This window comes from Streptomyces sp. NPDC043176, from assembly GCF_056436715.1.
In genome coordinates this window covers 345,911-367,267 of the sequence record NZ_JBWKCA010000003.1, presented here as the reverse complement: position 1 = coordinate 367,267, position 21,357 = coordinate 345,911, and the positions used below count along the sequence as shown (strand labels likewise).

At 72.4% G+C, this 21,357-nt stretch carries 21 protein-coding genes; 11 read left to right on the top strand and 10 right to left on the bottom strand.

Features of this window, described 5'->3' with window-relative positions:
- Positions 1–68 precede the first annotated feature (68 nt).
- Complete coding sequence (locus AC067A_RS06720; protein ID WP_478615425.1) at positions 69–482, top strand: ATP-binding protein; 414 nt, start codon at positions 69–71, stop codon at positions 480–482.
- On the opposite strand, the gene AC067A_RS06715 is transcribed toward AC067A_RS06720, so the two are convergent.
- The 5 genes from AC067A_RS06715 to AC067A_RS06695 all read right to left on the bottom strand — a co-directional run bounded on the left by AC067A_RS06715 (position 472) and on the right by AC067A_RS06695 (position 6,582).
- Positions 472–2,694, bottom strand: coding sequence for an FG-GAP repeat domain-containing protein (locus tag AC067A_RS06715; protein ID WP_478615422.1), 2,223 nt, complete (start codon positions 2,692–2,694; stop codon positions 472–474). The genes AC067A_RS06720 and AC067A_RS06715 overlap by 11 nt on opposite strands.
- 112 nt (positions 2,695–2,806) lie before the next feature.
- On the bottom strand, positions 2,807–5,098 hold the full coding sequence (locus tag AC067A_RS06710) for an FG-GAP repeat domain-containing protein (RefSeq protein WP_478615419.1): 2,292 nt from the start codon (positions 5,096–5,098) through the stop codon (positions 2,807–2,809).
- A 95-nt stretch (positions 5,099–5,193) separates the two neighbouring features.
- Positions 5,194–5,436, bottom strand: a complete 243-nt coding sequence (locus tag AC067A_RS06705; protein WP_478615417.1) for a hypothetical protein — start codon at positions 5,434–5,436, stop codon at positions 5,194–5,196.
- 157 nt (positions 5,437–5,593) lie between these two features.
- The gene (locus AC067A_RS06700) at positions 5,594–6,103 is read right to left on the bottom strand and encodes a mycothiol transferase (RefSeq protein WP_478615414.1); all 510 of its coding nucleotides are present in this window, start codon (positions 6,101–6,103) and stop codon (positions 5,594–5,596) included.
- A 71-nt stretch (positions 6,104–6,174) separates the two neighbouring features.
- Positions 6,175–6,582 carry a DnaJ family domain-containing protein gene (locus tag AC067A_RS06695; RefSeq protein WP_478615412.1) on the bottom strand — a complete coding sequence of 136 codons (408 nt, stop codon included), beginning with the start codon at positions 6,580–6,582 and terminating at the stop codon, positions 6,175–6,177.
- A 224-nt stretch (positions 6,583–6,806) separates the two neighbouring features.
- Here AC067A_RS06695 and AC067A_RS06690 point away from each other — a divergent pair, with 224 nt between their 5' ends.
- The gene (locus AC067A_RS06690) at positions 6,807–7,643 is read left to right on the top strand and encodes a M23 family metallopeptidase (RefSeq protein WP_478615409.1); all 837 of its coding nucleotides are present in this window, start codon (positions 6,807–6,809) and stop codon (positions 7,641–7,643) included.
- Positions 7,644–7,744: 101 nt separating this feature from the next.
- Here the strand turns inward: AC067A_RS06690 and AC067A_RS06685 are convergent, their stop codons facing one another.
- A complete protein-coding gene (locus AC067A_RS06685) occupies positions 7,745–7,948 on the bottom strand; it encodes a cold-shock protein (RefSeq protein WP_015035453.1) in 204 nt (67 codons plus the stop codon).
- Positions 7,949–8,210: 262 nt separating this feature from the next.
- Here AC067A_RS06685 and AC067A_RS06680 point away from each other — a divergent pair, with 262 nt between their 5' ends.
- Complete coding sequence (locus AC067A_RS06680) at positions 8,211–9,083, top strand: menaquinone biosynthetic enzyme MqnA/MqnD family protein (protein WP_478615407.1); 873 nt, start codon at positions 8,211–8,213, stop codon at positions 9,081–9,083.
- Here the strand turns inward: AC067A_RS06680 and AC067A_RS06675 are convergent.
- The gene (locus AC067A_RS06675) at positions 9,049–10,164 is read right to left on the bottom strand and encodes an alpha/beta hydrolase (RefSeq protein WP_478615405.1); all 1,116 of its coding nucleotides are present in this window, start codon (positions 10,162–10,164) and stop codon (positions 9,049–9,051) included. The two genes, AC067A_RS06680 and AC067A_RS06675, sit on opposite strands and share 35 nt — an antisense overlap.
- Positions 10,165–10,293: 129 nt before the next feature.
- Between AC067A_RS06675 and mqnC the strand changes: the two genes are divergently transcribed.
- The 4 genes from mqnC (at position 10,294) to AC067A_RS06655 (ending at position 14,264) form a co-directional block, all read left to right on the top strand.
- Positions 10,294–11,493 carry a cyclic dehypoxanthinyl futalosine synthase gene (mqnC, locus tag AC067A_RS06670; RefSeq protein ID WP_478615403.1) on the top strand — a complete coding sequence of 400 codons (1,200 nt, stop codon included), beginning with the start codon at positions 10,294–10,296 and terminating at the stop codon, positions 11,491–11,493.
- 7 nt (positions 11,494–11,500) lie between these two features.
- Positions 11,501–12,100 (top strand): imidazolonepropionase-like domain-containing protein, encoded by a 600-nt coding sequence (locus tag AC067A_RS06665; protein WP_478615400.1) that lies wholly within the window; start codon positions 11,501–11,503, stop codon positions 12,098–12,100.
- 74 nt (positions 12,101–12,174) lie between these two features.
- On the top strand, positions 12,175–12,870 hold the full coding sequence (locus tag AC067A_RS06660; RefSeq protein ID WP_478615397.1) for a demethylmenaquinone methyltransferase: 696 nt from the start codon (positions 12,175–12,177) through the stop codon (positions 12,868–12,870).
- Positions 12,871–12,977: 107 nt separating this feature from the next.
- Positions 12,978–14,264 (top strand): geranylgeranyl reductase family protein, encoded by a 1,287-nt coding sequence (locus tag AC067A_RS06655; RefSeq protein ID WP_478615394.1) that lies wholly within the window; start codon positions 12,978–12,980, stop codon positions 14,262–14,264.
- Between the two features lie 13 nt (positions 14,265–14,277).
- Here AC067A_RS06655 and AC067A_RS06650 read toward each other — a convergent pair whose 3' ends face one another.
- Both AC067A_RS06650 and AC067A_RS06645 read right to left on the bottom strand, forming a co-directional pair.
- On the bottom strand, positions 14,278–15,210 hold the full coding sequence (locus AC067A_RS06650) for a hypothetical protein (protein ID WP_478615391.1): 933 nt from the start codon (positions 15,208–15,210) through the stop codon (positions 14,278–14,280).
- A gap of 36 nt (positions 15,211–15,246) precedes the next feature.
- Positions 15,247–15,660 (bottom strand): hypothetical protein, encoded by a 414-nt coding sequence (locus AC067A_RS06645; RefSeq protein WP_478615389.1) that lies wholly within the window; start codon positions 15,658–15,660, stop codon positions 15,247–15,249.
- Positions 15,661–15,915: 255 nt separating this feature from the next.
- Between AC067A_RS06645 and AC067A_RS06640 the strand changes: the two genes are divergently transcribed.
- From AC067A_RS06640 to AC067A_RS06630, 3 genes are read left to right on the top strand one after another with little or no spacing between them, the layout of a single operon-like run.
- The gene (locus tag AC067A_RS06640) at positions 15,916–17,328 is read left to right on the top strand and encodes a peptidoglycan-binding protein (protein ID WP_478615388.1); all 1,413 of its coding nucleotides are present in this window, start codon (positions 15,916–15,918) and stop codon (positions 17,326–17,328) included.
- Complete coding sequence (locus tag AC067A_RS06635; RefSeq protein WP_478615386.1) at positions 17,325–18,095, top strand: ABC transporter ATP-binding protein; 771 nt, start codon at positions 17,325–17,327, stop codon at positions 18,093–18,095. Before AC067A_RS06640 ends, AC067A_RS06635 begins: the two co-directional genes overlap by 4 nt.
- Complete coding sequence (locus tag AC067A_RS06630) at positions 18,092–19,342, top strand: ABC transporter permease (RefSeq protein WP_478615383.1); 1,251 nt, start codon at positions 18,092–18,094, stop codon at positions 19,340–19,342. Before AC067A_RS06635 ends, AC067A_RS06630 begins: the two co-directional genes overlap by 4 nt.
- A gap of 122 nt (positions 19,343–19,464) precedes the next feature.
- On the opposite strand, the gene AC067A_RS06625 is transcribed toward AC067A_RS06630, so the two are convergent.
- Positions 19,465–20,322, bottom strand: a complete 858-nt coding sequence (locus AC067A_RS06625) for a C40 family peptidase (protein WP_478615380.1) — start codon at positions 20,320–20,322, stop codon at positions 19,465–19,467.
- A 658-nt stretch (positions 20,323–20,980) separates the two neighbouring features.
- On the opposite strand from AC067A_RS06625, the gene AC067A_RS06620 reads away from it, so the two are divergent.
- Positions 20,981–21,340 (top strand): NADH-quinone oxidoreductase subunit A, encoded by a 360-nt coding sequence (locus tag AC067A_RS06620; protein WP_019888619.1) that lies wholly within the window; start codon positions 20,981–20,983, stop codon positions 21,338–21,340.
- Positions 21,341–21,357: the final 17 nt, after the last annotated feature.

The following is a 21,357-nucleotide window of genomic DNA, read 5'->3' as shown; positions in this document are numbered from 1 at the left end:
CGTACAGTTACCCAGCGTCGTCGTGTCGCTGCTGGTCAGGGTACGGCTGGGGGGCCAGGGTCGGGGGCATGAAATCCGAAACGTCCACTCCGACAGGTGAGTTCACGCTCCGGCTCTCGGCGACGCGCCGGGGCGCGCGGCTGGCGCGGTTACTGGCCGTGCGGCAGCTCCAGGAGTGGGGGGTGACCGGGCCCGCCGCCGAGGCGGCGGAGCTGGTGGTCGCCGAGCTCGCGAACAACGCGGCACTGCACGGCAGGGTGCCGGGGCGGGACTTCGAGGTGCGGATGGAGCGGGGTGACGGCCACGTGCACATCGAGCTGTCCGACGCGCGCGGGGAGCGGCGCCCGGAGCCGCCCCCACACCCCCGCCCGGAGCCCGCCGAGGGCGGCTACGGGCTGCTGCTCGTGGCCGCCCTCGCGACCGCGTGGGGGGTGAAGGGGCGGTGTGTCGGCAAGACGGTGTGGGCGGTTGTCAGAACCTGACGTCCGAAGCGTCGCCCAGTCTTTCGTCGAGCTCGCGGGCGGGGCCGAGCGGCCGGCGCCAGTCGCCGGTTCCCGGGTACCGGCGTACGACGTCGGTGTGGTCGACGGCGAGCAGGTCGTTGAGGCCGTCGCGGTTGGTGTCGCCGATGCCGATGACGTCGCGGTACGTGTTCCAGCCGGTGCCGATCTTCGTGCGGGGGGCGAAGGTGCCGTCGCCCTTGCCGAGGTACTGCCAGAGGTTGCCGTCCTTGTCGCGGGCGACGAGGTCGCCGGCGGGGGCTCCGGCGATGTTGCCGGTGGCGGTGATCTGGTGGTAGACGCCCCAGCCGGTGCCGACCTTCTTGCGGGCGCCGAAGGGGGCGTTGACGTTCCCGGTGCCGGGGTAGAGCCAGAGGGCGCCCGCCTTGTCGGTGGCGAGCAGATCGGTTCTGCCGTCACCGGTCACGTCGCTGCCGCCGGCGATCCGGTCGTAGACCTGCCAGCCGGTGCCGACCTTCACGCGGGCACCGAGGGAGTGGCCGGCGCCCGGGTAGAGCCAGAGGAGCCCGCCGGGTTCGCGGGCGATCACGTCGGCATGGGGTGTGCCGCCGAGGTCGCCGGGTGCCGCGAGACGGTCGTAGATCTGCCAGCCGGTGCCGAGCCGTGAGATCTCCCGCGAGTAGACGGTGTCGGTGAGGAGCTGGCGGACGTCGTACGACTTCAGCTGTCCCGTGTAGTCGCGGGTGAGGAGGTCGGGCGTGCCGCTGTCGGAGAAGTCGTGCGGTGCGGGCGGGTTCGCCAGCGTGAACCGGCCGGTCCGTTCGGTGGCCGGTCCGATGCCGTTGCCGGGGACGGCCGTGATGCGCCAGGTGTATTCACCGTTGAAAGCGGCGACGCCGGTCGTGAAGGTGCCGTTCCAGTCCACCCAGCGGTCGACGCTGCCGGAACGGGGCTCGCTGGACCACGTCCTTCCTGACGCCACATGGGTCAACGAGATGCTCGACTCGGGGGACCACCGGTTGAGGGACCACCGGAGGGCGGCGGTCCTGCCGCTCTTGCCCAGGCCGACGACGGTGGGGACGTCGGTGCTCACGATGTCGGTGGCGGTCGACTCGCCGGTGGTCGCCAGGAGCGTCGTCTCCGGCCTGCCGCCCTCGCCGACGGCGACGCGGTAGAGGCCCTCGTTCTCGGTGAGCGATCCTCCGCGTACGGCCTGGGTGTCGTCCGGTCCGATCGTGGAGCTGACGACGTGGTCCAGGAGCGGGAATGTCTCGCCGGTCTTCAGGGAGCGGGCGGTCAAGGCGTAGAGGGGATTGGGCACGACGTGGTCGATGCCGTTCGGCACCGCGTACGTCACCCAGTCGCCCACCAGGTCGACGACGAGCTTCGCTCCGCGCCCCACCGCGATGTGCTCGGGCGCGGTGCCCGGGGCTTCCTCCCACCCCGCGACGGCGACCGACAGGTCCCTGTTCCCCCTCCCGTCGGGCGCGGACGCCTCCACCCAGGCGAGGCGCGTGTCCGACACGGTGAGGTTGGTCAGCGCTCCGGGGGCGGGCGATTCGCGGTCCCGGGTGATCGCGCCGGAGGCGACGTCCACCAGCGCGACGCGGTGGTGTGGTGCGCCGTCGACGGTTCCCGCGTACTGGACGACCAGGGTGTCCGGGGCGGCCAGGGCGACGGAGTCGAGTACGGCGTCCGCCGGGAAGCCGGGGACCGTACGGTCCCGGAGGGTGCCGACGGGGTTGTCCACGAGGTGGAGGTCGGTGCCGCCGGTGGCGTTGGGGGCCGTCATGGCGAGGGTGGTGCGTGAGGTGGCGCGGATCCGGTAGGACGCGAGCGGGCCGCCGACGTCGATGGGGACGGGGGCGGCGCCGGTCGACAGGTCGTACAGCTTGTGGGTGGTCCCCTCCACCGTCTTGACGATGTCGGTCCCGCCGGCCACGCCGATGCGGGCGGGGAACACGGTCGTGGCGCCGTCCGAGTAGCGCGTCCAGCGGTACGTCGTCTGCGTCGGACCGGGTTCGGCGGTGGCGAAGCCGGTGGGTCCGGCGCTGAACAGCGTGCCCCCCACGGGGAAGGGTGCGGGCACCCCGTCCGCCGCCGTGTCGGCGGCGACCGGGCCGCTGCCCGGCACGGCCGCCACCGCCGGTGCCGCCAGGGGCCCGGCGGTGACGACGAGGACCGCCGCGATGGCGGCGGCGAGGCGCCGGTGGGACGTGCGCGTGTGGTCCAAAGGGTGTTCCTTGCCGGGAAGCGTGGGGAAGCGTGGGGAAGCGTGGGGAAGCGGTGAATGAAGGGGGCGCCGTCGATGACGAGGCGCCCCCGGACGTCGAGAGACCCTTGGGTCAGAAGACGATGGTGTTCACGCCGGTGTTGTTCAGGACCTCGGTGCCGGTGTTCGGTGCCAGGGGGGCGTTCAGGTTCCCCGTACCGGCGTAGAAGCCGGAGCGGAACGTGAAGAGGTCGTTGAGCCTGTCCCGGGTGGCGTCGCCGAGGGGGACCAGCTCGCCCTGCGACTGCCAGCCGGTGCCGATCTTCGTGCGGGCGCCGAGGGGGGCGTTGGCGTTGCCGGTGCCGGGGTAGAGCCAGAGGCCGCCGGTGGTGTCCGTGGCGATGACGTCGCCGGCGGAGGTGCCGCCGATGTTGCCGGTGGCGCCGATGTGGTTGTAGATGCCCCAGCCGGTGCCGATCTTCGTGCGGGCGCCGAGGGGGGCGTTGGCGTTGCCGGTGCCGGGGTAGAGCCAGAAGCCGCCGGTGGTGTCCGTGGCGAGGATGTCCGACTTGCCGTCGTTGGTGAGGTCGGAGCCGCCGACGATGTGGTTGTAGATGCCCCAGCCGGTGCCGATCTTCGCCCGCGTGGCGAAGCCGCCGTCGCCCTTGCCCTGGTAGAGCCAGAGGTTGCCGTTCTTCTCCCGGGCGAGGACGTCGGGGGCGGACGTGCCCGCCACGTTGCCGACGGACTCGATCCGGTCGTAGACCTGCCAGTCGGTGCCGACGACGACCGGCTGACCCGCCGCGAGCAGGCGCTTCGTGCCCGGGTCGTAGGTGGTGTCGATGCGGCGCAGGACGCCGGCGCCGTCCCGGGTGAAGAGGTCGGGCGAGCCGTTGTCGTCGAAGTCGTGGGACTTGGCGGTGCGGACGACCTTGAAGGCGCCGGACTGGGTGACGTCGGGGCCGATGCCGTTCTGCGGCTTCGCCCGGAGGGACCAGGTGTAGTCGCCGTTGTGGGCGGACTTCGCGGCCTCCCCCACCGGTGCGTCGAAGACGCCCGCCCAGCGCAGGCCGAAGGTTCCGTCGGTCGCGGGGTCGAGGGCGAGCTCGCGGGTGTAGGTCCGGCCCGTGCGCTGGTGGGTGAGCGTGACCGTGACGTCGGCGTTGCCGCGCGACAGCTGCCACGTGAGGTCGACCTGGCGGGTGACGTCGAGGTCGATGACGGGCGGGACCTGCGCGCCGACGTAGGTGAGCGCGGTCGGCCGGTTCGTCGTGGCGACGAGCTCGGCGGCGGGCTCGCCGCCCGTGCCCGTCGCGACCCGGTAGAGGCCCTCGCCCTTGTCGACCGTGCCGCCGCGCACGAGGAGGGTGCCGTCGGCCGCCGCCGCCGTGGAGGAGGCGTAGTCCGTCAGCAGGACGGGGTCGCTGACGGGAACCGGATCGGTGGCCTCGTTGGCCGCCAGGTCGAGGGCCGTCAGCTGCGTGTCGGGGAACGTCCCGGGCTCGGTGAGCTTGCTGGGCACGCCGTACACCAGCCAGTTCTTCACCAGGCCGAGGTGGTACCCGTCGGCGGCGTTCGCGGCGATCCGGCTGACCTTCTTCGTCGCGCGGTTCACCGTGACGACGGCGGTCCCGTCCGGGCCGGAGTCCATCCAGGCGACATGGCTGGCCGACAGGGCGAGACCACTGCTGAGGTAGCCGGCCGTGGCGGCGGGGTACGTCTCCACGACCGCGCCGGTCTCCAGGTCGATGACGGCCCGTGCGGCCGTCGGCTCCTCGAAGGTGCCGGCGGAGTAGCCGACGATCACCTTGCCGTCGACGGCGGGCGCGTTGGTGAAGAAGCCGTACGCGGTGCCGGGCAGCCCGGTGACGGCGCGCTGGTGCTTCGTCCCGTTCTCGTCGGTGACGATCAGCAGCCGCTCCGTGTCGAGCTCCGTCGGCTGCTTGGCGAGGACCGTCCTCGGCCCGACCGCCTTGACGTACGTGGCCCACAGCGAGCCCAGGTCGAACGAGACGGAGCCGGCGCCGGGGTTCCCGAGGTCCCTCAGCGTCACCGAACGGAACTGCCGCGCCGGGGACATGTCCCCGCGCACGAAGACGTCCGTCCCCGTGGTGTCGTATCCGGCGTTCGCCGACGTGAAGTCGGTCGGCTCGCCGCCGTCGTACGGCGTCCAGCGGAACTGCGTGTTGCCGTACTGGTCGTTGGCGCCCTTCGACAGGAAACCGGTGGTCCCGGCGCCCTCTATCTCCGCGTCCACCGGGAACGGGACCGGCGTCGCGGCCTCCGTGCCCCCCGTGACGACGGCGACGGACGACGAGGTGGCCGCGAAAGCGGCCGGGGCGGCGGCCGGAACCCCGGCGGTGACCGCGAGAACTGCGGTGACGGCTACGGCGAGACGGCGGCGCGAGGGCAGTGCGGAAGGCAAGGGCTTCCCTTCGATGGACCGAGCGATGCGCACAGGTGTGCGCATCGCTCGGTGGGACTCTTGATCGGCGGAGAGGGTTGTACGGGGTGAGGAGGTCACCCGTAGAGGTTGTAGAAACGCTCGCGGCCGTCGCTCATCACGCCGACTGTCTCCCGTGCCCGGAAGGGGGCCTTCCAGGAGCCGGTGCCCTTGTAGAGGTACGTCTCGCCGCCGTCGTACGGCCCGGAGACGTACAGGTCCGGACGGCCGTCGTGGTTCGCGTCGCCGGGCTCGTAGAGGTGGAGGTCCCTGTCCCCGCTGCCGTTCGCGGTCGACATGAGGAGGGTCGAGCGGTCCATCGAGCGGTCCCTCCCCAGGGGCGGCCGCCGCGTCGTGGACGCGCGGCCGTGACGCATGGAGGCGGCCGGTGGTACCCCCCCGCCGGGACATCGCCCCGCATGAAGATCGCGAAGATCGCCCGGAGGCCACCAGCCGCCGCTGACACGCGTCACGGGGTCAACCCCGGCGCTCCACCACACCCCGCGCGTACGCCGCCTGGCCCGCGTGCTGGAGGTCGTCGGCGATGACGGAGACGAGGCGGACGCCGAGGGTGACCGGGGGGTCCCAGGAGGTGTCGACGACGCGGTCGAGGTCGGCGTCGGTGACGGCGGAGACCAGGTCGACGGTGCGGGCGTGGACGGCGTCGTGATAGCCGAGGAGGAGGTCGGCGGGGACGCGGACCTCGCCCACCTGGGCGGAGGTGTGGGCGTAGCCGGTGGCGCGGTCGGGGAAGGGCAGGCCGAACCGGGCGGACCAGCCGTCGGAGGACCAGAGTTGCCCGGTGGCGAAGGCGTCCGCGAGGTGGTCGTCCTGGATGCGGGTGAGGTGCCAGACGAGCCAGGCGACGGTGTTGGCGTCGGGGTCGACGCGGGCGGTGAGCGCTTCGTCCGTGAGGCCCTCCACGGCCTCGTGGACGACCTCACGGATCCGGCCGAACGAGTCGACCAGCAGGGCGGCGCTGTTCATGGGGGCTCCTCTGGGTGGGACTCGGCGGAGACCCGATCGGCCCTCCCGGCGGAGGGCCGATCGGGGGAGGCCTACGCCCGGTCGGCCCGCTCGGCGCGCCACCGTTCGACCGTCGCCTCGACGTCGAAGAGCGTCAGGTTCAGCGGCGGGCCGGCCGGCGGGCGGCGGAGCGCTTCGGCGATCTTGGTGTTGATCTCGTCGAGGATGCGCCGGACCTGGCGCTCGGAGACGGCTGCGGACACCGCGGCCTCGGCGTCCTCCGCCTCCTTGCGGAGGGTGAGGGAGGGCGGGAGGACGGACGCGCCCTCGCTGTGCATCTTTCCCTTGATCCACCACAGTTCGTCGTACGGGGCGGAGTCGTCGGCGAGGGGCTTGCCGAAGCCCGCGAGGCGCTGGAAATCGCCCCGCTCAGAGGCCTGGCGGATCTGCCGGTCCACGAACGACTCGAAGTCGACGCCGGGCGGTTTCCGTTCGGTCATGTGTCCAGCCTACGTAACCGCGGCCGTACGAGTGTGGGTTCGGCGGGCTATTGCCGTAGGCGATCTTCCGGCACGCTGTGGTGCGTCCGGCGTCCGGTCGACGCGCGTCGACCCTTGTCCCGCCTCGTCGTCCCGGCTCCTCGTCGCGCTTCCGTTCCGCCCCGTTCCGACCTCGTTCCGCCTTGTCGTCCGTCTCCCCGACCCCCACCTTCACCGGAGGACGCATGCGTGCACGGATCACCCCCCTGGGCACTCTCCTCGCGCTCGTCGCGGGCCTGCTCACCGCGCTCGTCACCACCACCCCGGCCCAGGCGGCCCCGCTCTTCAAGGCGCCGTACCCGTGCGGCCAGACCTGGACGTACAGCCACCACTCGGCGGAGGTCCGCCTGGCGCTGGACTTCGTCCGCTCCGACGGCGGTACGACGGCCGGCACGCCGGTCCTCGCCTCGGCGTCCGGCACCGCCCGCCGCTACTCCCAGCCGACGGGCGCGGGGAACTACATCGTGATCGACCACGGCGGCGGCTGGAAGACGTACTACTTCCACCTCAACGCCTACTCGGTCGCCGACGGCGCCTGGGTCTCCCAGGGACAGCAGATCGGCACCACCGGCACCACCGGCAACAGCTCCGGCGCCCACATCCACTACGAGCAGCTCTACAACGGCGTCGGCCAGACCATCGCGATCAACGGCGTCTCGCTCGCCCCCTACCCCGGCTCCTACGGCTCCAAGTTCCTGACCAGCGACAACGGCTGCTCGGGCGGCGGTGGCGGCAAGTACTGGGTCGACACCTTCGCCAACGCCACCGGCTACGCCCAGGCGAACACGAACGACCCGCAGGGCGTGCTGTACGCGGGCACGAACTACGTCTACTGCAAGGTCTGGGGCCAGGAGATCCGCGACGGCTCGGGCAACTACAACCACTGGTGGCTGAGGACCGACCTCGACTCCGTCCACGCCGGCAAGAACGGCAACGGCGCGTACGTCTCCGCCTACTACCTGTCACGCTGGGGCAACGACGAGGCCCGCGACAACAACGGGACCGTCATCCCGAACTGCTGACGGGGCCCGGAAAAGGGCAGGAGCCCCGCTCGTGCCGTGCGGCACGGAGCGGGGCTCCTTGGGTACTGCTCTAGTCGTGCGTGTTCGCCGACCCAGGCACCTTAGGCCGGGGAGACGTTCTCCGCCTGCGGGCCCTTCGGGCCCTGCGTGACGTCGAAGGTCACGAGCTGGTTCTCCTCGAGCGAACGGAAGCCGTTCGCGTTGATCGCGGAGTAGTGGACGAAGACATCCGGGCCGCCGCCGTCCTGGGCGATGAAGCCGAAGCCCTTTTCAGCGTTGAACCACTTCACGGTTCCGGTAGCCATGAGCCCTCCTATGGGCCAAAGGGTCGCCCTGCTCCAGAACCTGCAAACAAGTCTGAAAACTACAAAAGCCTGCGGGTTACATGCTCCGCAGGCTCTGTACTGCAAGGGAAACCAAACTGCAACTTGCGTTGAGCGTAGCACGCAGGACGCTCGCGGCGGTAGAGGGAAAGATCACGTCACCCGCATGTTTGATCTTCCCTCGCGTGCTGACGCGGGTGGCCCCGGCGATGCCCACAGTGCGAGACGGGTCTAGCCTCACGATGTGGACAATGCAACCGACGACCACCAGCGCAGCCGGCCCCGCGTCGGACACATCCAGTTCCTGAACTGCCTCCCCCTGTACTGGGGGCTCGCGCGGACCGGGACGCTCCTCGACCTGGAGCTCACGAAGGACACCCCGGAGAAGCTCAGCGAGCGGCTCGTCGCGGGCGGCCTCGACATCGGGCCCATCACCCTCGTCGAGTACCTCCGCAACGCGGCGGACCTCGTGGCCCTCCCGGACATCGCCGTCGGCTGCGACGGCCCCGTCATGTCCTGCGTGATCGTGTCGCAGCGGCCCCTGGAGGAGCTGGACGGCGCGCGCGTCGCCCTCGGCTCCACCTCGCGCACCTCCGTACGCCTCGCGCAGCTGCTGCTCTCCGAGCGGTTCGGGGTCGAGCCCGCCTACTACACCTGCCCGCCGGACCTCGGCCTGATGATGCAGGAGGCGGAGGCGGCCGTCCTGATCGGCGACGCGGCGCTCCGGGCCTCGCTGCACGACGCGCCGCGGCTCGGCCTCCAGGTCCACGACCTGGGGCTGATGTGGAAGGAGTGGACGGGCCTGCCGTTCGTCTTCGCCGTGTGGGCGGCCCGCAAGGACTTCCTCGCGCGCGAGCCGGAGACCGTCCACGAGGTCCACCAGGCGTTCCTGGCCTCGCGCGACCTCTCCCTCGAAGAGGTCGCCAAGGTCGCGGAGCAGGCCGCACGCTGGGAGACCTTCGACGCCGAACTCCTGGAGCGGTACTTCCGTACGCTCGACTTCCGCTTCGGCCCCGAGCAGCTGGCCGGCGTCCGCGAGTTCGCCCGCAGGACCGGCGCCACCACCGGATACGCGGCGGACGTCACCGTCGAACTGCTGCCGCCCGCCCACCGGTAGGAGGCGCCTGGCGGTCCGGCACCGGGGGCTGGAGCTGTCTGCTGATCCACTCGATCGAGCCGGCCTCCAGTCCTCGCACGTACGTACGGGCGTTGTGGCCGCCGCCCGGCACGACCTGGAGCCTGCTCTTGACCGGCCCCCTGGTGTACGTACGGATGAACCGCCGCACCTTCGGGCCGATCCCGGTCTCCCGCGAGCCGAGCTGGAAGGCCAGGTACACGACGTTGCGGGGCAGGTCAGGCCGCCGCCCCAGGGCCGCCGCGAGCCGCCCGGGGTCGTTCGCCCGCCGCTCGCGCTCGTGCCCCCGCCACAGCGGCGAGTCGGGGACGGTGTCGGGCCCCGACGCTATGACGGCCTTGAAGCGGTCCGGGTGCTGGAGCACGGACTTGAGGCCCACGAAACCGCCCGACGAGGACCCCATGAACGCCCAGCCGTCGCGTGACGCGAAGGTCCGGAAATTCGCGCGGACGAAATCGGGCACGTCCTCCGCGATCCAGGTCCCCATTCTCGGCCGGCCCGGAATATCACTGCCGTCGTAGTAGTGGTCGAAGTCCGGATTGAGGACGGGCATCGCGACGATGAACGGAAGGCTCTTTCCCGACCGGGACCACCGGGAGATGCCGTCCTGGAGTCCGAGATCCGTCGCCCGCCAGTAATTCCCCGGATATCCGTGCCCGCCCGGGAGCGCCACGAGGACGGGGAAGCCGCTGTGCGCGTACTTCGGGTCGAAATACTGCGGCGGCGCCCACACCCACACCTTGCCCGTGAAGCCGGACTTCCGGCCCGTGAGCGTCGTGACCCCGATGCCGGTGCCGTCGGCCACCCGCCCGGCGACCGTGAACCGGGCCGGTGGGCCCGTCGGGTAGACGGTCACCGGCTGCCCCGGCGCCGCCTTCGGTCCCGACAGCGGCCCGCCGAACACGAGCGGTTCGCCCCCGGCGCCGTCACGGGCCCCGAGCAGGGCCAGCGGCACCGCCAGGGCGAGGGCGAGGGCGACGGAGCGGACGGGGCCGGCCCGGCGGGGCCTTCCGGACGGGGCGGGCCTCCGGTGGCGGGACCTCCAGGACGACGGGCGTGTCATGGTGCGACTCCGGTTCCTTCGGGACAGATCAGGTGATTCCGAAGGGAGAGAGGGGTCAAGCACCCGGGTGGTTGCGCTGGGCGTAGGCTGGTTCGGTCGATCAGAACCCCTCCGAAAGGGACGCACCCGGTGACCGAGAAGGCCGCACTCCAGTCTGTTCTCGACCGCGCCGCCGCGGGTGGCCGGATCACCCCCGAGGAGGCGCTCGACCTGTACCGTTCCGCGCCCCTGCACGCGCTCGGCGCCGCCGCCGACGCCGTGCGCCGCCGCCGGTACGCGGGAACCGAGCACATCGCGACGTACATCATCGAGCGGAACATCAACTACACGAACGTCTGCGTGACGGCGTGCAAGTTCTGCGCGTTCTACGCCGCGCCGAAGGACACCAAGAAGGGCTGGACCCGCGACCTCGACGACATCCTGCGCCGCTGCGCGGAGACCGTGGAGCTCGGCGGCACCCAGATCATGTTCCAGGGCGGCCACCACCCGGACTACGGCGTCGAGTACTACGAGCAGCACTTCGCCGCCATCAAGAAGGACTTCCCGCAGCTGGTCATCCACTCCCTCGGCGCCTCCGAGGTCGAGCACATGGCCCGCATCTCCGGCGTCTCCGTCGAGGAGGCGATCACCCGCATCCACGCCGCCGGCCTCGACTCCTTCGCGGGCGCCGGCGCCGAGCTGCTCCCGGAGCGGCCGCGCAAGGCGATCGCCCCGCTGAAGGAGAGCGGCGAGCGCTGGCTGGAGATCATGGAGATCGCCCACAAGCTGGGCGTCGAGTCCACCTCCACCATGCTGATGGGCACCGGCGAGACCAACGCCGAGCGGATCGAGCACCTGCGCATGATCCGTGACGTACAGGACCGGACGGGCGGCTTCCGGGCCTTCATCCCGTACACCTACCAGCCCGAGAACAACCACCTCAAGGGCCGCACGCAGGCCACGCTGTTCGAGTACCTGCGGATGATCGCGATCGCGCGGCTCTTCCTCGACAACGTCGCCCACATCCAGGGCTCGTGGCTCACCACGGGCAAGGAGATCGGCCAGCTGACCCTGCACTACGGCGCGGACGACCTCGGCTCGATCATGCTGGAGGAGAACGTCGTCTCCTCGGCGGGCGCGAAGCACCGCTCCAACCTGCGCGAGATGATCGACATGATCCGCACCGCGGACCGCGTCCCGGCGCAGCGCACCACCACGTACGAGCACATCGTGGTCCACGACGACCCGGCGAACGACCCGGTCGACGAGCGCGTCGCCTCGCACATCTCGTCCACCGCGATCGAGGGCGGCACGGCCCACCCCGAGCTGAAGCTCCTCGACGCGAACTGACGAGCCCGTGCTGACCATCCACGTCGCCGAGGCGACGCCCGAGACGGCCGTCCTGGTCGACGGCGACCGCATCGCCGCCGTCGGCCCGTACGACGACCTGGTCGCCGTACGGCCCGAGGCGCGGGTGCGGCGCTGGCCCGGCATCCTCACACCCGGGCTCCTCAACCCGTTCGGGCCCGAGCTGCTGGAGGGCATGTACCACCCGGACCCCCGGGAGGCCGCGGGGTTCGGCACCGAGCCGATCACCGGCGAGCGGGCGCAGCGGATCTTCCGCATGGACGCCTCGCGGCGGGGCGCGTCCGCGCGCCGCGGCGTCCAGCGGCTGCTGGCGCACGGGACGGTGGCCGTCGCCGGCGAACTGCGCGACCGGGCCGCCCTGGACGCCGTGCGCCGGGCCGGTCTGGCCGTCGGGCGGCGCCCCGAGAAGCTGCCCGGCACCCCGTCGTTCTCGCCGGTGCCGCTGATCCTGCTGCCGGGGCTGATCCCGGGGGCCCCGGCCCGCTTCGCCGTCTTCGACGTCCCCGACCGGGCGGCGCTGGTCCGCCTCGGCGCGTCGACCTGTGTCGCCACCGTCCTCGGCGGCCGTCTCGTCCACCGGGCCCGCTGAGCGGTTTCCGGCACCCACGCTGAGACAATGAACCCGCCCGCCCGTCACCCCCGATTCTGCGAGGCCGAACGCCAGTGACCCGCGCCACCCTGGACAAGCAGCCGCACGAAGTCGCCACCATGTTCGACGACGTGGCGGCGAACTACGACCTCACGAACGACGTGCTCTCCCTCGGGCAGGACCGCCGCTGGCGCAAGGAGGTCGCGAAGGCGGTCGACGCGCGCCCGGCCCAGCGGATCCTCGACCTGGCGGCGGGGACGGCCACCTCCTCGCAGCCCTTCGCCCGCGCGGGCGCGTACGTGGTGCCCTGCGACTTCTCGCTCGGGATGCTCCGGGTCGGCAAGAAGAACCACCCGTGGATGCCGTTCACGGCGGGCGACGGCACGAAGCTGCCGTTCCGCGACGACGTCTTCGACGCGGTGACGATCTCCTTCGGGCTGCGCAACATCCAGGACACCGACAAGGCGCTGCGCGAGCTGTACCGGGTGACGAAGCCCGGCGGCCGGGTCGTCATCAGCGAGTTCTCGCACGCCACCTGGGCCCCGTTCCGCACGGTGTACGAGGAGTACCTGATGCGCGCGCTGCCGCCGGTGGCCCGCGCGATCTCCTCGAACCCGGACGCGTACGTGTACCTGGCCGAGTCCATCCGCTCCTGGCCGGACCAGCCGACGCTGGCGGGCATGCTCCAGAAGGCCGGCTGGTCGAAGGTGGCCTGGCGGAACCTGTCCGGCGGCATCGTCGCGCTCCACCGGGGCTTCAAGGCCGTCTGACCGAGCGGCGGGGCGGCCGGCGGTCCGACCGACCCTCCGTTTCGCCCCGCCACGCCCGCCATAGACTGCGACACGTCCTCATCGCCGAACTTCCGGGAGACTCCGCCGTGACCGAGCAGCCCCTCTCCGAGCACACCGCAGATGTGATCGTCGTCGGGGCGGGCCCGGCGGGCTCCACCACCGCGTACTACCTGGCCAAGGCGGGGCTCGACGTCCTGCTCCTGGAGAAGACCGCGTTCCCCCGCGAGAAGGTCTGCGGCGACGGCCTCACCCCCCGTGCCACCAAGCAGCTGGTCGCCATGGGCATCGACATCTCCGAAGAGGCCGGCTGGCTGCGCAACAAGGGCCTGCGGATCATCGGCGGCGGCGTCCGCCTGGAGCTCGACTGGCCCGAGCTCGCCTCGTACCCCGACTACGGACTCGTGCGCAAGCGCGACGACTTCGACGAGCAGCTCGCCCGGCAGGCGCAGAAGGCCGGCGCCCGGCTGTACGAGCGCTGCAACGTCGGCGCCCCGGTCGTCGACGACCGTACGGGCCGGATCACCGGCGTCCACGCCAAGCTCGGCGAGGACAAGCGCGAGGTCACCTTCCACGCGCCGCTCGTCGTCGCGGCCGACGGCAACTCCACCCGGCTCTCCGTGGCCATGGGCCTGCACCGGCGCGAGGACCGCCCGATGGGCGTCGCCGTGCGGACGTACTTCACCAGCCCCCGCCACGACGACGACTACCTGGAGTCCTGGCTGGAGCTGTGGGACAAGCGCGGCGCGCAGGACCGGCTGCTGCCCGGCTACGGCTGGATCTTCCCGATGGGCGACGGCACCTCCAACGTCGGCCTCGGCATCCTCAACTCCTCGTCCGCCTTCAAGGAGCTGGACTGGCGCGAGGTCCTCAAGGCCTGGTGCGCCTCGATGCCGGAGGAGTGGGGCTACACCCCGGAGAACATGACGACGCCGATCCGCGGCGCCGCCCTCCCCATGGCGTTCAACCGCCAGCCGCACTACACCAAGGGCCTGCTGCTGGTCGGCGACGCCGGCGGCCTCGTCAACCCGTTCAACGGCGAGGGCATCGCGTACGCCATGGAGTCCGGGCAGATCGCGGCCGACGTCATCGTCCAGGCCCACGCCCGCGCCACCCCGGCCCAGCGCGAGCTGGCCCTGCGCAACTACCCGCAGGTCCTCAAGGACACCTACGGCGGCTACTACACCCTCGGCCGCGCGTTCGTGAAGCTCATCGGCAACCCGAAGATCATGAAGCTGGCGACCCAGCACGGGCTCACCCACCCGCTCCTCATGAAGTTCACGCTCAAGATGCTCGCGAACCTCACGGACCCGACGGGCGGCGACGCCATGGACCGCATCATCAACGGCCTGTCGAAGGTCGCGCCGAAGGCCTGAGTCCGGGGCGCGGTCAGCCGTTCCGCGCCGCCGCCAGCCTGATCCGGGCGTCGAGTTCGGACCTCGTCCGGGTCAGGGTCTCGGCGTGCCGCTCGACGGCGCGCTCCTGGAGGCCGACCTCGGCCGCGTACCAGACGCCGACGAGGCGGGTGCGTTCCTTGCAGGCCACGTCCTGCACGGCGGCGGCGATCGCCCGCGGGCCGCCGGCCGTGTCCGGGGACAGCCCGAGGTCCTGCTGCGGGCTGACCGGGTCGTCGGTCCGGTAGCCCTTCTCGGCCATGCAGCGCGACCACCGCTCGACGGCCTTCGCCACCCGCGGGTCCTGCCGGGCCCGGGAGAAGGCCTCCGCTTCGAGGCGGAAGACGAACAGGGCGTCGACGGCGCCCTCCCGGGGCGCGTACATCCGCAGGAAGCCCTCGCGGCCGCAGCCGCCGACGGGCACCTTCAGGCCGTTGACCCTCCGGCCGCTGTCGGTCCGCTCCGACTCCGCCAGGCTCATCGGGATCCGGCCGTCGACCGGCGGTCCGCCCAGGGCGAGTTCACCCGTCGGCCCGAGGTCCTGCGCCGCGGCCTTGCCCGGCGGCCGCGCGCCGCCGCGCGGGGCGTAGCCGTACCGGGAGGCGGTCGACGCGTCGGTGAGGCCGTAGCGGGACGCGGTGCCGGTGGGGGCCGGCCGGGGCTGCTCCGGCGGCCGGTACGCGAAGCCGAACCGCTTCATGCAGTCGGCGGTCAGCAGCGCCTGCGCCCGCTCGATGCCCCGGCTCTCCCCGTCGGTGGGCTTGTAGCCGTCCAGCGGGTACGTGAGCCGCGCCGCGTCCGTCACCGCGGCGGGCGGGGCGGGCGCGGCCGGGGTGACGGGCCCGGTCCCGCCGGGGGCGCAGGCGGTGAGGAGCGCCGCGCCCAGCAGGAGGAGGGCGGCGGCGGTGTGCGGGACGCGGGGGCGCATGGCTCTGCTCCGGTGGTCGTGCGAACGGCGGTGGGGTCAGCGGGCCTTGTAGTGGTACGCGGAGGAGACCTGGTTCTTGAACGTCAGGGAGGCGTTGCCGTAGTAGCCGGCCGGGATGCTGCCCTCGATGCCGCCGGCGTACGAGCCGGTGTAGACGAACCAGACGACCCGGTCGCGGTTGAAGTACGAGGCGGCGTTGTTGTCCACGATCTCCCCCTGGCCGGAGCCGTAGCCGGGGAAGCGGTCGTCGGCGAGGTTGGAGTCCGCGAGGTACAGGTCGAAGACCGATCCCATCAGGGAGGAGTTGTAGAACAGGCCGAACTCGCGGTACTCCAGCTCGCCGTCCTTGGTCCCGGCCGCGGCGGTGCCGCCGCCGGCCAGGACGCCCGCGCCGAGGGCGGTGAGGGCGATCGCCGTGCTGATGGCGCGCCGGACGAGCGTGCTCTGCATGCCGTTGCCTTTCGGGGGCGGGGACCGGGGCGAGGGGGGAGCGGGGACGGAACGGAGCCGTGTGTCGCGTGGGGCCCGTGCGGGGCCGATTGAGAAGTACACGTCATGACGGGGTCCCGGTCTACGGCCCTTCGAGCCAGAGAACCCAAACCATCCGGACCGCAACTGGCGTGATTTCACCGTCTGTTGATCTCGCCTCCGGGCCTCCCCGCGAATGGCTAGGGTTCGCGGGAACCTCCCCGGAAGGACCGCACGATGAGACGCCCCCTGGCCGCCCCCCTGCTCCTCGCCACGCTCGTCGTCGGGGCCGTGTCCCTCACCGGAGCCGGTGTCGTCGCCGGCACGCTCATCAGCTCGCCGGCCGGCCTCGCCGCGGACGCCGCCCCACCGCCGCCCGACGTGCTCACCGCGCCCGTCGAACACCGCGTGCTCCACGAGACCGTCGTCCTGCGCGGGACGGTCGTCGCCGGGCAGACCGTGCGGGTCGTGCCGCCCGCCCCCGGCGGCGAGGGCGCGTCCGTCGTCACCAAGGTGCCGGTCGCCGCCGGCGCGGCCCTCCGCCCCGGACAGGTCGTCCTGGAGATATCGGGCCGCCCCGTCGTCGTGCTCAGGGGACGGCTGCCCGTCTACCGCGACCTCAGGCCCGGCGCCACCGGCGACGACGTCGCCCAGCTCCAGGACGCCCTGGCCGCCCTCGGACACGACCGGGGCGACGACCCCCGGGGGACCTTCGGCGCCGGGACCAAGGACGCGGTGACGGGCTTCTACTCCGCCGCCGGGTACGCCCCCCGGCCGGCCGTGGCCGACGACGGGGCCGCGGTCGACGGCGCCAGGGCGGCGGCGACCGCCGCCGGACGGGCCGCCGAGGACACCCGGGACGCGCTGCTCGACAACCGCGACGCCACCCGGACCAAGGACCTCCGCAAGGCCCGCGACCGGGCCGCCGCCGACCTGGCCGACGCCCGGGCCGCGCTGGCCCGGGCGCGGGCCGCCGCCGGACCCATGGTCCCGGCCGGCGAGGTCGTCTACGTGGAGCGCTTCCCCGCCCGCGTCGCCTCCGTCGGCGTCGTGCCCGGCTCCCCGGTGACGGGCTCCCCGATGACCCTCTCCTCCGGACGGCTCGTCGCCCGAGGACACCTCCACGACCACCAGAAGGGCATGGTCCGGCCCGGCCAGAAGGTACGGATCCTGGACGAGGAGACCGGCGACGAGGTCACCGCCGACGTGGTGACGGTCGCCGACCGGGCCACCCCGCGGCGCACCGGCGCGCCGGAGGACGCCGCCACCGGCGGGGGAGAGGGCGCCGGAGAGGGCGACGGCGACCGGCCGCCCGGCTACCTCCCCGTCGGCTACCTCCTCACCGCCGCGCCCGACGAGGACCTCCCACCGGGCCTCGCCGGCAGGGAGGTCCGGCTCACCGTCGAGGCCGCCTCCACCGACGGCGAGGCCCTCGTCGTCCCCGTCACCGCGGTGTCCGCCGGCGCGGACGGCCGCACGGTCGTCACCGCCGTCCGCGCCGGCCGCCGCCAGGACCGGATCGAGGTGCGCACCGGCACCCTCGGCGACGGCTACGTGGAGGTCGTCCCGCTCACCCCCGGCCACCTCGCGGCGGGCGACGAGGTCGTCACCGGCGCGGCCGCCCCCACCACGCCCCGGGAGACGCCGTGATCCGGTCCGTACGGGAACGGGCGCGGCGGCCACGACGGCCCGCCCCGGGCGCCCCCGAGGCCGCCGGTGTCCCCGTCGTCGAGTTCCGCGGCATCGGCCTCGGCTACCCGGGACCGCCGCCCGTCCAGGCCCTGCACCCCTGCGAACTCATCATCCGGAGAGGCGAGTTCGTGACCGTCGTCGGCCCCTCGGGCTCCGGCAAGTCCACCTTCCTGAACGTGATGGGACTCCTCGACGCCCCCACCGAGGGCACCTACCTCCTCGACGGCGTCGACACCGGCGCCCTCCACGACGGCGACCGCACGGCCCTGCGCGGCCGCCGCATCGGCTTCGTCTTCCAGGCCTTCCACCTGCTCCCGCACCGCAGCGCCGCGGAGAACGTCATGCTGTCGACGGTCTACGCGGCCGTGCCCCGCGCCGAACGCCGCGCCCGGGCCCTGGACGCCCTCGACCGCGTCGGACTCGCCCACCGGGCCGACGCCCTCCCGTCCCGGCTCTCCGGCGGAGAGCGCCAGCGCGTCGCCATCGCCCGCGCGCTGGCCGGCCGGCCGTCGCTGCTGCTGTGCGACGAGCCGACGGGCAACCTCGACTCCGACAACGCGGACGCGGTCCTCACCCTCCTCGACGGGCTCCACACCGCCGGCATGACCATCGTCGTCATCACCCACGACCACGACGTCGCCGCCCGCGCGGACCGCACGGTGACCATCCGGGACGGCGTACTCGACGAACGCCCCCGACCGGAACGGGAACGGACCCCCGGATGAAGCGCGCCCGGCTCCGGCCCCCGCGCCCCCGCCTCGTCGAACCGTCCCGCCTCACGCCCGGCGACGCGCTCGCCGAAGCCGTCGCCGCCATGCTGCGCCGCCCCGGACGGTCGGCCCTCACCGCGCTCGGCACGGTCCTGGGCGTCGGCGCCCTCGTCGCCGTCCTCGGACTGACGGCGACGGCGTCCTCCCGGATCGACTCCCGGTTCGACCTGCTGACCGCCACCGAGGTCACCGTCGAGGACATCGCCCGGGAGCGGGACGAGTTCGCCGGCCCCGGCTTCCCCGCCGACGCGGACGCCCGGATCCGGCGGCTCGGCGGAGTCACGGACGCGGGCGTCCTGTGGACGGTCCGGCTCGCCCCGGGCACCACCGTCCGCGCCGCCCCGGTCGGCGACGGGGCGGACGGCGAGCGGTTCGACGTCGTCGCCGCCTCGCCGGGCGCCCTGCGCGCCGCCGGCCCCCGGCTCGCACAAGGCCGCCTGTACGACGAGTTCGCCTCGTCGACGGCGCAGCCGGTGGCGGTCCTCGGCGCCTCGGTCGCCGCCCGGCTCGGCATCACCACCCTGGAGACGCGGCCCGCCGTGTTCATCGGGGACGAGCCGTTCGTGGTGGCCGGGATCGTCGACGACGTACGCCGCCGGGCCGACGTCCTGATGTCGGTGACGGTGCCCCGCACCACGGCCGAGCGGCTGTGGGGTCCACCGGAGAGCGGCGCGGCGACGATGCTCGTCGCGACGGAGACCGGAGCGGCCCGGCAGATCGCGGCCGAGGCGCCGGTGGCGCTCCGCCCGGACCACCCGGAGTACCTCAAGGCGGTCCCGCCGCCGGACCCGAGGGCCCTGCGGGCCGGCGTCACCGGCGACCTCGACCGGCTGTTCCTGCTGCTCGCCGGGGTCTGTCTGGTGATCGGGGCGGTCGGCATCGCCCACACCACCCTCGTCGCGGTCCTGGAGCGGACCGCCGAGATCGGCCTGCGCCGCGCCCTGGGAGCCAGGAGCCGCCACATAGTGATCCAATTCCTCACGGAATCAGGCGTTCTGGGAGGAATCGGCGGTCTCGTCGGCACGGCGGCGGGCGTCTGCGCGGTGGTCGGGGTGGCGCTGGTCCGGCACTGGACCCCGGTCCTCCACCCCGCGACCGTCGCCGCCGCCCCGGCCCTCGGCCTCGCCACCGGCCTGCTGGCCGGCCTCTACCCGGCCCTGCGGGCCGCCCGCACCGCACCGGCCGAGGCGCTGCGGCACTAGGGCCTGTCTGACAACTCCCGTCGGATCAGCCCCTGGATCCCGTCCGGCGGCCGTCCGGACGCGACGAAGGGCCGTCTCTCCCCCGAGGAGTGACGGCCCTTCGCCGGACGACCGCGGAGCGGTCAGAGGATGCGGACGGCGCCCGAGGGCATGTCCCAGTCCAGGGAGCGCTCGACCACACCGGTGGAGGAGTTCTGCGCGCCGACGTACTTGCCGCCGCCGACGTAGATGGCGACGTGGTACGAGCCGCTGCGGCTGCCCCAGTAGAGGATGTCGCCCGGCTGCAGGTTGCTCAGGGAGACGGACGTGCCCATGCTCGACTGCTGGTACGAGATGCGGGGCAGGTCGATGCCGGCCTGGCGGTACGCGGCCTGGACGAGGCCGGAGCAGTCCCAGGAGTTGGGGCCGGTGCCGCCGGTGACGTAGGCGTCGCCGACCTGGGCGCGGGCGAAGGCCACGATCGCGGCGGCGGAGCCGGAGGGGGCCTGCGTCTGCTCGTCCGCCGAGGAGTCGCCGGTCGAGTCCGAGGAGTCGTCGCCGGTGCTGGCGAGCTGGGTGCGCACGCTGTCGCGGGAGGCGCGGGCGGCCGCGTCCTTGCGCTCCTGCTCGGCCTTGGCGCGGGCCTTCTCGGCGCGCTCGGCCTCGGCCTTGCGGTCCGCCTCGGCCTTCGCCTTCCTGGCGTCCTTGGCGGCCTTCTGCAGGGCCAGGTTCTCCTGGGTCTCGAGGCTCTGGTCGAGGGCCTCCTGCTGCGACGCCTCGGCGGAGGCGGCGACGGCGCTCGCGAGGCCGGCGCCGGCGTCGAGCGAGCCCAGGGTGGGCATTTCGATGGTCTCGGTCACCGGCTCGGCATTCGCCGGCCCGGCAGCACCGGCCACCGCGATGGTGCCGAGGAAGCCACCGGCAACTCCTGCCCGCAGGGCGAGCTTCGAGGCGCTGCGGCGGGGCTTCCGGTGGCTGGGTATGTGAGCGGTGTGGGACATGGGAACAACCGCTATCAGGGGTTCGTGGTTCCCATCAAGAAACGTGGGTTGCGCCACAGTTACGTTCGGAACCACTCAATCCGCTTCCCTGTCGCCCTTATTGACGCCGTAACGGGCAAATCGGGCACGCATCACTTGGCCCTTGATCACGGGTTTTCATTGAAACGCCCGAATTGCCCGACGCTTACCACCTCTTGACGCCGATGGCCAAGCCCCGCTTTTTTCCGGGCTTCGCGATGTGACACAGGTCACATCCCCGCTCGTGAACGCGCGCACGCGTCCATCGCCGTACGCCGGACTCCCCGACCGGGCGACGGGCGGTTCCTTTATCACCCGTTCGCATCCATCACCAATTTGCTTGCATGGGGCATCACTTGATAGTGCGACACCCCCTCCGAGCAGCGGTTTCCGGTCCGGATGTCACATCTGGTGATCACCTGGGCGCTTCGCGCAACAAGATCACCGCTCATCCGACTTCATGATCCTTCGTCAGGTGGTGGAGATCACAAACTCCTTGCCGCACCCCGTGTCGCAGATCACAGAGGGGCGGGCATAAGATGCGGGGCAGCCGGGCTTGTGAACTGCCTCACATGGGGGCGATCTTTCACTGCCGGCGGTGCGGTCCAACGGTCAAGGACGACTGGAAGGAGCGAGGAGCGTGAATGCGTACGCGCCCGTCCTCGTGCTCGGTGCCCTGGGTGCGGGGTTTGCGATCTTCTCCGTGGTCATGGCCACGCTTATCGGGCCAAAGCGGTACAACAGGGCAAAGCTTGAGGCGTACGAGTGCGGCATCGAACCGACGCCCACTCCCGCCGGAGGCGGTCGCTTCCCGATCAAGTACTACCTGACGGCGATGCTCTTCATCGTCTTCGACATCGAGATCGTCTTCCTCTACCCCTGGGCCGTCACCTTCGACGCCCTGGGGCTTTTCGGGCTCGTGGAGATGCTGCTCTTCGTGCTCACCGTCTTCGTCGCCTACGCGTACGTGTGGCGGCGCGGCGGCCTGGAATGGGACTGAGGGGCTGAGGGGCACCT

Excerpts from the sequence above, each read along its gene's own strand:
- AC067A_RS06650 (WP_478615391.1), bottom strand. The coding sequence starts at position 15,210 with ATGCGCCCCCGCGTCCCGCACACCGCCGCCGCCCTCCTCCTGCTGGGC.
- AC067A_RS06695 (WP_478615412.1), bottom strand. The coding sequence starts at position 6,582 with ATGACCGAACGGAAACCGCCCGGCGTCGACTTCGAGTCGTTCGTGGAC.
- AC067A_RS06705 (WP_478615417.1), bottom strand. The coding sequence starts at position 5,436 with ATGGACCGCTCGACCCTCCTCATGTCGACCGCGAACGGCAGCGGGGAC.
- AC067A_RS06690 (WP_478615409.1), top strand. The coding sequence starts at position 6,807 with ATGCGTGCACGGATCACCCCCCTGGGCACTCTCCTCGCGCTCGTCGCG.
- AC067A_RS06625 (WP_478615380.1), bottom strand. The coding sequence starts at position 20,322 with ATGTCCCACACCGCTCACATACCCAGCCACCGGAAGCCCCGCCGCAGC.
- AC067A_RS06685 (WP_015035453.1), bottom strand. The coding sequence starts at position 7,948 with ATGGCTACCGGAACCGTGAAGTGGTTCAACGCTGAAAAGGGCTTCGGC.
- AC067A_RS06640 (WP_478615388.1), top strand. The coding sequence starts at position 15,916 with ATGAGACGCCCCCTGGCCGCCCCCCTGCTCCTCGCCACGCTCGTCGTC.
- AC067A_RS06630 (WP_478615383.1), top strand. The coding sequence starts at position 18,092 with ATGAAGCGCGCCCGGCTCCGGCCCCCGCGCCCCCGCCTCGTCGAACCG.
- AC067A_RS06675 (WP_478615405.1), bottom strand. The coding sequence starts at position 10,164 with ATGACACGCCCGTCGTCCTGGAGGTCCCGCCACCGGAGGCCCGCCCCG.
- AC067A_RS06645 (WP_478615389.1), bottom strand. The coding sequence starts at position 15,660 with ATGCAGAGCACGCTCGTCCGGCGCGCCATCAGCACGGCGATCGCCCTC.
- AC067A_RS06700 (WP_478615414.1), bottom strand. The coding sequence starts at position 6,103 with ATGAACAGCGCCGCCCTGCTGGTCGACTCGTTCGGCCGGATCCGTGAG.
- AC067A_RS06720 (WP_478615425.1), top strand. The coding sequence starts at position 69 with ATGAAATCCGAAACGTCCACTCCGACAGGTGAGTTCACGCTCCGGCTC.